Source organism: Arthrobacter sp. Dra40 (assembly GCF_059091905.1).
Genome location: NZ_JBNHHB010000210.1, coordinates 1 through 8874, shown reverse-complemented (window position 1 = coordinate 8874; position 8874 = coordinate 1). Strand labels below are relative to the sequence as shown.

Annotated in this window: 8 protein-coding genes and 2 tRNA genes; 2 read left to right on the top strand and 8 right to left on the bottom strand. The window is 64.1% G+C overall.

The window, feature by feature from the left end:
- Nucleotides 1-762: 30S ribosomal protein S2 (gene rpsB / locus AC5RWT_RS31360; protein ID WP_494083626.1), on the bottom strand; the 762-nt coding region annotated here is incomplete at its 3' end.
- A gap of 375 nt (nucleotides 763-1137) precedes the next feature.
- Between rpsB and AC5RWT_RS31355 the strand changes: the two genes are divergently transcribed.
- Nucleotides 1138-1650 (top strand): murein hydrolase activator EnvC family protein, encoded by a 513-nt coding sequence (locus AC5RWT_RS31355; protein WP_494083625.1) that lies wholly within the window; start codon nucleotides 1138-1140, stop codon nucleotides 1648-1650.
- On the opposite strand, the gene AC5RWT_RS31350 is transcribed toward AC5RWT_RS31355, so the two are convergent.
- The 6 genes from AC5RWT_RS31350 to AC5RWT_RS31325 all read right to left on the bottom strand — a co-directional run bounded on the left by AC5RWT_RS31350 (nucleotide 1647) and on the right by AC5RWT_RS31325 (nucleotide 6864).
- Nucleotides 1647-2837 carry an acyl-CoA dehydrogenase family protein gene (locus tag AC5RWT_RS31350; RefSeq protein ID WP_494083624.1) on the bottom strand — a complete coding sequence of 397 codons (1191 nt, stop codon included), beginning with the start codon at nucleotides 2835-2837 and terminating at the stop codon, nucleotides 1647-1649. The two genes, AC5RWT_RS31355 and AC5RWT_RS31350, sit on opposite strands and share 4 nt — an antisense overlap.
- Before the next feature lie 233 nt (nucleotides 2838-3070).
- Nucleotides 3071-3144 (bottom strand) — tRNA-Ile (locus tag AC5RWT_RS31345).
- Nucleotides 3145-3235: 91 nt separating this feature from the next.
- Nucleotides 3236-4432 carry a glycosyltransferase gene (locus AC5RWT_RS31340; protein ID WP_494083623.1) on the bottom strand — a complete coding sequence of 399 codons (1197 nt, stop codon included), beginning with the start codon at nucleotides 4430-4432 and terminating at the stop codon, nucleotides 3236-3238.
- A 55-nt stretch (nucleotides 4433-4487) separates the two neighbouring features.
- Complete coding sequence (locus AC5RWT_RS31335; RefSeq protein ID WP_494083622.1) at nucleotides 4488-5402, bottom strand: DMT family transporter; 915 nt, start codon at nucleotides 5400-5402, stop codon at nucleotides 4488-4490.
- Between the two features lie 39 nt (nucleotides 5403-5441).
- Nucleotides 5442-6071 (bottom strand): CDP-alcohol phosphatidyltransferase family protein, encoded by a 630-nt coding sequence (locus AC5RWT_RS31330; protein ID WP_494083621.1) that lies wholly within the window; start codon nucleotides 6069-6071, stop codon nucleotides 5442-5444.
- A gap of 91 nt (nucleotides 6072-6162) precedes the next feature.
- Nucleotides 6163-6864, bottom strand: a complete 702-nt coding sequence (locus tag AC5RWT_RS31325) for a phage holin family protein (RefSeq protein WP_494083620.1) — start codon at nucleotides 6862-6864, stop codon at nucleotides 6163-6165.
- Between the two features lie 445 nt (nucleotides 6865-7309).
- Between AC5RWT_RS31325 and AC5RWT_RS31320 the strand changes: the two genes are divergently transcribed.
- Nucleotides 7310-8728 (top strand): GH1 family beta-glucosidase, encoded by a 1419-nt coding sequence (locus AC5RWT_RS31320; RefSeq protein WP_494083619.1) that lies wholly within the window; start codon nucleotides 7310-7312, stop codon nucleotides 8726-8728.
- 50 nt (nucleotides 8729-8778) lie between these two features.
- On the opposite strand, the gene AC5RWT_RS31315 is transcribed toward AC5RWT_RS31320, so the two are convergent.
- Nucleotides 8779-8851: transfer RNA gene (locus AC5RWT_RS31315), tRNA-Asn, on the bottom strand.
- Between the last annotated feature and the right edge of the window lie 23 nt (nucleotides 8852-8874).

The window sequence follows — 8874 nt, the reverse complement described above, 5'->3', positions numbered from 1 at the left end:
ACCCTCGAGCAGTTCGCGCTCCCACTCAGCCATCGGCTCGGCCGGAGCTTCGGTGTTGCCTGCGGCGCGGTTGTTGCGGGCAATGAGGCCCTCGGCAACGGCGTCGGCGATCACGCGGGTCAGCAGGTTCACGGAGCGAATGGCGTCGTCGTTGCCCGGGATCGGGAAGTCGACTTCGTCCGGATCGCAGTTGGTGTCCAGGATGGCCACAACGGGGATGCCGAGCTTCTGGGCCTCGTCAATGGCGAGGTGTTCCTTCTTGGTGTCGACAACCCACATGACCGAAGGAGTCTTGGTCAGGTTGCGGATGCCGCCCAGTGTGGTTTCCAGCTTGGTCTTCTCGCGCTGCAGCAGCAGCAGTTCCTTCTTGGTGCGGCCGGAGGCGGCAACGTCGTCGAAGTTGATCTCTTCGAGTTCCTTCAGGCGCGAGATGCGCTTGGAAACGGTCTGGAAGTTGGTCATCATGCCGCCGAGCCAGCGCTGGTTGACATACGGCTGGCCAACGCGGGTGGCCTGCTCGGCAATCGCTTCCTGGGCCTGCTTCTTGGTGCCGACGAACAGGACGGTGCCGCCGTGGGCAACCGTGGCCTTGACGAACTCGTAGGCGCGGTCGATGTAGGACAGCGACTGCTGCAGGTCGATAATGTAGATGCCGTTGCGCTCGGTAAAGATGAAGCGCTTCATCTTCGGGTTCCAACGGCGGGTCTGGTGGCCGAAATGTACGCCGCTGTCGAGCAGCTGGCGCATGGTAACGACTGGCATGTCGTCACTCCTTCCGGCAGCATCCGGCTGGGCCTGGGCTGCTGCCTGTAGACGGTTCTTAGCTTCTCGCCCGGCGGGCGAAGCTCCTGGCATCTGTCGGCGCCGCCGGCACGGCGGCGCATGTTCCCGGACCGGTTTCCCGGACCGCCTGGGCACATTCCATCGCAAGAAAGTGTGGCAATGGATTTCAGACACGCGTAGTCAGCCTCTGTCCGGACATGCGTCAGGGCGGAAAACTGCTTCGTCCAGTGTACTACAGGCGGGGGTCTGTTCCGGCGCACTCCTGCCCTCCACAACCGCCTGCCCCGAAGGGTTGCGCACAGCATCGGCGGCCCCGGTGCCGCTTGCCCCGCGGCCGCAGCCATCATCTGTTCCATGAAGCCGTTAGCGCCCCGCCGCCTGGCCACCGTCGCCTCAATACTGCTGCTGACGGCGGCAGGCCCGGTGGCGCCGGCGACCACAAGAACCTACGCGCCGCCCTGGACCTGGCCTGCAGCCGGGCAGCCCGTCATACTGGCGGGTTTTGACCCGCCGCCAGAACCCTGGTTGAGCGGCCACCGCGGGATCGACCTGGCGGTTCCGGCCGGGGCCGCCGTCCTCTCCCCCGCCGCTGGCCGGATCAGTTTCTCCGGCCGGGTGGTGGATCGGCCCGCGGTCACCGTCGACCACGGCAACGGACTGCGCAGCAGCTTGCTGGCCGTGGCGTCGAACCTGCAGGCAGGCGACATCGTTTCCGCCGGCGAGCCGCTGGGAACGGTCGCAGCGAGCAGCCACTGCTCCCCCACGTGCCTGCATTGGGGTGTCCGGCGCAGCGACACCTACATCAATCCCCTGCAGTTTGTGGTGGATCTGCGGCCCTCAGTGCTGTTGCCCCTGCCGGAGGGCTAGATGAACGCGGCAATCCCGGTGATGGCGCGGCCGGTCACCAGGGAGTTGATCTCGTGGGTGCCCTCGTACGAGTAGATAGCCTCGGCGTCGGCGAAAATTTTAGCCATCTCATAATCGGCCACAATGCCGTTCCCGCCCAAGATGCTGCGCCCCAGGGCGACACTTTCACGCATCCGGGCGGTGGTGAACGCCTTGGCCAGGGCTGACTGCTCGTCCTTGGCCTGGCCGGCGTCTTCCAGCTGCGCCAGGCGCACCATCATGCCCATCGAAGCCACCGTATTGCCCAGAATCTGAACCAATTGGTCCTGCACCAACTGGAACGACGCCAGCGGCTTGCCGAACTGGTGCCGTTCCACCGCATAGCGCCTTGCCACATCGAAGGCAGCCATTTGCTGCCCGACTGCCTGCCAGGCCACCGCAAGCCGGGTCACCTTCAGGACCTTGTTCGTGTCCCGGAAGCTGTTGGCGCCCTTGAGATGGAAGTCGTCGGAGACCACCACGTTGTCCAAGGTAATGTCCGCGTTCTGCACCGTGCGGAGGCTGATCTTGTTCTCGATCCTCGTCGCTCGATACCCGGGCGTGGCAGTGTCCACCAGGAAGCCCTTGACTTGGTTGTCGGCCACGTCGCGGGCGTACACGACAACCCAATCAGAGAACGTCGCGTTGCCGATCCAGCGCTTGGCGCCATTCAGCACCCAGGTGTCACCCTCCCGCTGTGCGGTGGTGCGGGTACCGCCGGCCACGTCCGATCCGCCGAGCGGCTCCGTGAGCCCGAAGGCGCCGATTTTCTTCAGGGCGTAGATGTCCGGCAGCCAGGCCTCCTGCTGTTCCTTGGATGCCAGGGCTTCAATCGACCCCGTGAAGAGTCCGTCGTGGACGCCGACGAAGGTGGCGATCGAGGTGTCCGCCCGGGTGAACTCCGCATGCACGAGGCCCGCGAACAGGTTTGAATGGCCTTGCCGCCTGACCGGGCTGACCACGTCCAGGTCCGCCAGCTTTGGAATGATCTCCATCGGAAACTCTGCCCGGTTCCAGCAGTCAACAGCGATCGGGCGGACCTCCTTCTCCAGCCAGTCGCGCACGTCGTGAAGGCGGGCACGTTCCACCCCGGAAAGCAACGACTCGAAGGCGTAGAAGTCCCCGTCGGCGTACGGAAGATCGTTCGGATCGATGGCGCGCTGGCCCATAGTGGCTTCCTTTTCTGAGAACAGGTCGCGGTCCCCGGCTGTAGGGCGCCGGGCGAAACGTCAAGTTACTGATCAGTAACTTAGCGCACAACCGGGCACCGGGCAACGGCCCCAGGGTTGGCGGCGTGGGATCTGAGCGCGTTTGCGAGGCGGCCCTGGTCGCCGTGAAGCCAGAGCGGCGCCACAACAAAGAGGCCCCGGAGCATTTCTGCTTCGGGGCCTCTTGCATGACGTAGGGCGGGTGGGGCTTGAACCCACGACCAAAGGATTATGAGTCCTCTGCTCTGACCGGCTGAGCTACCGCCCCTCGGCGCCGTCTCCGTGCCCCCGTGTGGAGGGGGACCGCACCGGCGCACCCTAGACATACTAAGTCCTGGGACCGGCAGGCGCACATTGGACTAGTCGAGGTAGTCGTCCGCCGTCGCGCCGCGATAGAGCCGCTCAAATGTGTCCATGGTCTTATCGATGCCGTGCTGCATCGCCTTGGCATGGCTGGCATCCCCCATCGCCTCGATCTGCTCGGGGCTTTGTCCGAGAACCGCGTTGAGCTTTGCCGCCAGATCCGCAGGGTCGCGCGGGGCGAACAAGTAGCCATTGACGCCGTCCTCCACCAGGTGTGGCAGGGCCATCGCGTTGGCCAGCACCACGGGCTTACTGGCGGACATTGCTTCCAGCGACACCAGAGACTGCAACTCGGCGGTTCCGGGCTGGCAGAAAAGAGCGGCGCGCAGGTACGCCCGGCGCAGTTCGGCGTCGTCCACATGGCCCAGGAAGGCGACCCTGCGGCCCAGCCCCATCGCTGTAACCCTGGCTTCAAGGTTTTTGCGCTCGTCGCCGTCGCCGATGATCTCCAGATGGACGTTCAGCGCGGGATCCGTCAGGGCCAGCGACTCAATCAGCGTGTCAACGTTCTTCTCGACGGCCAGTCGGCCCACGAACAACACCGTGGGGTGCTCCGGTTTTGCGATCTCCTCACCGGGAGCCAATTCATAGGCGGCGGCGTCGATGCCGTTGGACAGGGGCATGACCTTGTGCAGGAAGGCATGGTCACGCATCGCCTTGGCGGCCAGCGGCGTCGGCGTCGTCACTACGGCTGCCTTGCCCATGATCTTGCCCATGTCGCGCCAGGAATTCTTAGCCACGATGTCGAGGAACCACTGCGGGAACGGCAGGAACGGCTCCAGGTTTTCCGGCATGAAGTGGTTGGTCGCAATGGTGCGGATGCCCCGTCGCACGGCCTCGGCGATGGTGGCCTGGCCGATCATGTAGTGGCACTGGATGTGGACAACGTCCGGTTGTACCTCATCGAAGATCCGCTTGATGTCGCGCTTGATTTCCCACGGGAAGCAGATCCGCCATGTCTCATGCGTCGGCACCGAGTGCGAACGCAGCCGATGCACCGTGGCCTCCGGACGTTGCTCCACATAGGTCGGGCCCTTGTCGTACCGTCCAGCGATAAGGTCAACGCTGTGCCCGCGCTTGGTCATCGCCGTGGCCAGCCGGAATCCGAAGACAGCTGCACCGTTGACATCCGGCGGATAGGTATCGGCTGCAATCAGGATCTTGAGGGGTTTCGGTCCGATGTCGTCGCTCACCTGAGGCAGGACTCCTTGGTTCGTTGTCTCGGTACTTTTGTTCAATTGGGAGGCCCTACGGCTTTTTGCCCGGAGCTTGGGCCCGACGCCGGGCTTCTTCCCGCCGCTGCAACACGTCAGGATGGTGCCTCGAGAGGGCAATGACCCCAACAATAGCAACCAATCCCGCCCCCGCCATGCCAATCGCGAAGACCGGTTCAACGTCTGGCTTGAGCTCGCCGAGGATGAATATGCCGATCGAGATCCCCACCAGCGGGTCGATCACGGTCAGTCCGGCGATGACCAGATCGGGCGGGCCGCTTGCGTAGGCACTCTGGACAAACCACGAACCGAGACCCGCGGCTGCAACGACAGCAATGAGGGTGTAGATCGGAACATTGGTGATAAAGCCGCTGCCTGGCTCCAGCAGCCTCAAGCCGATAATCCTCACCAGCACCGCGACGAACCCAAACAGCATGCCGGCGCCCAGGATGTAGGCGAAGGCATTCAGCCGGTGCCGGAACATCAGTTCCAGCGAGAGGAAGACGGCAATGACCACCGCCAGCAGCAGCACGGCAGAGAGTTCCTCCTCGGCTCCCACGCTGTGGCTCTCGCCGGTGACATTGACAGCCAGCAGAACGAAGACGGCACTTCCCGCCACACAGGCCGAGATCGCCACGACTGTCATCCGGTTGAGCCGGATCCCCTGGTCTTTGGAATTGATGATGGTGGTGATCACCAGGGCAATGGCCCCGATGGGCTGAACCACGGTCAGCGGCGCGCTGACCAAGGCGAACACATTCAGGCCCATTCCGGCAGCCAGCAGCAACAGCCCCAGCACCCAGCGCGGGTTGCGGAGCATCCGCAGCAATCCGGAAATGCTCATGGACAGCCCGCCCGTATTTGCCTGGACGGCGCTGGCTTGGCGCTGCGTGCCGAGGGCGAGGAAAAAAGCCCCCAGCAGGGCGCTAAAGATGGCTAACCAGACCATAAGGTCCCGTCAGCAGGCGTTCGCTTCCCGATGTCCGAATCAGCCACGGCTTGGCTCGTCCTGGCCGGCGGAGCGCTGAGCCTTGTATTTGCCCCACGCCGCCCGCATGTAGCCAAGCCAAGCCAGGACGTGTCCGGCGCAGCCCGCGGCCAGGATGACATAGGCAGCGGTCAGCAGCCAGTCGTGCCCAAATCCTTCCACACGGTGAAGCAGCAGCAACGGAGTCCCTATCAACAGCAGCGCCGTGCGGATCTTGCCGATGTCCGTGACGGGAAGGTCCGGGCTGCCGTGGAAGAGGAGCAGTGAAAACACCAGCAGGATCGCATCGGGAATCACAATGGACAGCAGCAGCCACCACGGGGCGATACCGGCGGACACGAACGTCGTGGCAACGATGATGAGGGCCAGCCGGTCGGCAACCGGGTCAAGCCACTTGCCGACCGAAGAGACTTGGTTGAAGCGCCGGGCGATGTAACCGTCGACCCAGTCTGTGGACCCCAGCACCACCAGGGTGATGGTGGCTGGCCCGTACGACTCTGTGGCGATCAACCAGACGAACAGCGGAACCGCCATGAAGCGGAGCACCGTGATGAGGTTTGGGACGGTCCAAAACGTGTCCAGTTCACGGTACTCACAGTCGCGCCGTGTCCCGGCACCGATAATCCTCAACGCTGTCCCTCCCCTCAGTCGCCGTTCCACGTTTGGCAGCCGACTGCTCTGCAGCCGGCTCCCGTGCCGCCCAGCGGCAGTCAGCAAATCGTTATTTTTGCAGCAATCGACGGATCATGATGCCCATTGCGGCCAGCGAGACCGCAAACGCTGCCAGCGGCTTCCACCGCTCCTTCAGCTCCGGGGCTGCCCCGGCGACAGTATCCGCGCCGGCCACCAGCAGCTCGGTGGCGGTGTCTGCCGCATGCTTCGCGCTGCGCTTGGCCTGCTCGACGCGCGGACGGGGGTCGACACGGTGCCCCAGATCGTCCCTTACTGCCGCCAAATGGTCGCGACGTTCGGATGTGCGGGCGCGCAGTTCGTCCATCGTCGGAGCGGGCGGCTTGGGTTCTGTGGGCTCGGCCTTCTCCACTTTGGCTTCCTTCTCCGGCTTTTCGTCCAGTGTTGCCGGGTCAAAACTACTGCCCTCGCGCAGCACACCGACGTCGTACTTGACGCCGCGAATTGCCTCGGTTGGAAGGAGCGGCATAACCTTCTTAACCCGCGAGACACCGATCAGGGCCAGGATCCCGCCCACAATCAGGAACACGGCCGCGACGATCAGCGCCGCGAGCCATGCCGGCATGATGACGGCGAGTCCCATGATGGCTGCCACCAAAAGGGAAATGGCCATGAACACCAGGAACACCAATGCGACCGCAACGACGGCGGCAGCCACACCGGCCTTGACGCCCTTGCCTTTGAGTTCGAGCAGGGCGAGCGAGAATTCATCCTGAAGCTGGCGAGGCGTCAACTGGCCAACAAGCCGCGCCAATCCCGCCGTTGACGTCCTGGCACCGGCTTCGGTGCCCGCGGACGTTGTGGCACGGGCTGCTGCGGTGCTCCCGGATGTCCTGGCACGGGCTGCCGCGGCACTCCCGGACATCCTCGCACCGGTTGCGGTGACCCCGGACGTCCTGGCACTTTCCGCGGTACTCCCGGACATCCTCGCACCGGTTGCGGTACTTCCGTGGCTCTCCGGAGCGGTCATGGGCTCTGCCTCCATCGTTGTCGGTAGTGCACGGTTGTCCACACCTTCAAATTATCATTCTGCCCCAGTCCGGCCCCTCAGCCGTAGGGAGGACATTGTCAGAAGGGCAGTGGGACAAAAAATCGGAGTAAACGCTTACGTTTACCCGAGGTGGGAACTAGGCTGCAGGCAGTCCGTGTCCACGCGACCGTTTGCCGGGAGTTCTGTGATGAGCCAGGTCCTGCAATTTCCGGAGCGTTTCCTGTGGGGCGCTGCAACGGCGGCCTACCAGGTCGAAGGCGCGTCCAGCGAAGACGGCCGCAGCGAATCAATCTGGGACTCCTTCTGCCGATTGCCCGGGGCGATAGTTGACGGCCATACCGGCGGCATAGCCTGCGATCACTACCACCGCTACAGCGAAGACGTCGCCTTGATGTCCTCCCTCAACTTGGGCGCCTACCGGTTCTCCACAGCGTGGCCGCGGATCAGGACGGACGACGAGTCGCTCAATCCCGCCGGTTTGGATTTCTATTCCCGGCTGGTGGACGAACTGCGCACGGCGGGCATCGAACCGTGGCTCACGCTGTACCACTGGGATCTGCCCCAGGCACTCCAGGACAAGGGCGGCTGGGCGAATCGGGACACGGCGTACCGCTTCGCGGATTATGCGCTGGCCGTCCATGAAGCGCTCGGCGACCGCGTGCGCGTGTGGACCACTTTGAACGAGCCGTGGTGTTCGGCCTTCCTTGGTTACGGCTCGGGCGTCCACGCCCCTGGAATTCACTCGCGGTCGCAGGCCTTGGCCGCCATGCACCATCTCCTGCTGGGACACGGTCTGGTCACCGACGAACTTCGCCGCCGCGATCCAGCCGCCCGGCTCGGCCTCACGCTGAACTTTACGGTCGCCGATCCCCTCGACCCGGAGGACCCCGTCGATGTCGACGCCGCCCGCCGCATTGACGGCCAGTTCAACCGCGCCTTTCTGGAGCCGGTCTTCCGCGGTTCTTATCCGGCGGACTTTTTGGCGGACGTGGAGCCGTACGGCCTGGAGGCCTGCATCAGGGACGGAGACCTGGCCCTGATCCAGACCCGGATCCACACGCTCGGCGTCAACTACTACCACGGTGAAGCAGTGACCGGCCACCCGCGTGGGGATGCGGAACATGCCCATGCCGCCCCGGTCGAGCGGCCGCTGGCGCCGGCGTACCCGGCTGCCGACCATGTCAGCTCCGTGTCGCGTGGACTGCCGACGACGGCGATGGGCTGGGAGATCCAGCCCGAAGGCCTGCACCGGCTGCTCATCCGCTTGCAGGAGGAGTACAGCGGCCCTGCCGGGACCGCGCTCTTCATCACCGAGAACGGCTCAGCGTTCGAGGACGAGGTCTCGGCTGACGGGGAAGTCCACGACGGGCAGCGCCTGGAGTTCCTGCGCGCCCACCTCATCCAATGCCATCGTGCCCTTCAGGACGGCGTGGATCTTCGGGGCTACTTCGCCTGGTCATTGTTGGATAACTTCGAATGGGCCTGGGGCTACCACAAACGCTTCGGCTTAATCCGGGTGGATTACGACACCCTGGAGCGAACGGTTAAGGACAGCGGCCGCTGGTATGCGCATGTCGCAGCCAGCAACCGGGTCGCTCCGGCGTAGCCAAAGAAAAATCCCGCTACCGGTCTCCGGTGCGGGATTTCGTCTCTCTGCTCCCCCGACTGGACTCGAACCAGTAACCCTTCGATTAACAGTCGAATGCTCTGCCAATTGAGCTACGGGGGAATGAAGCGAATAAAACTCTAGCA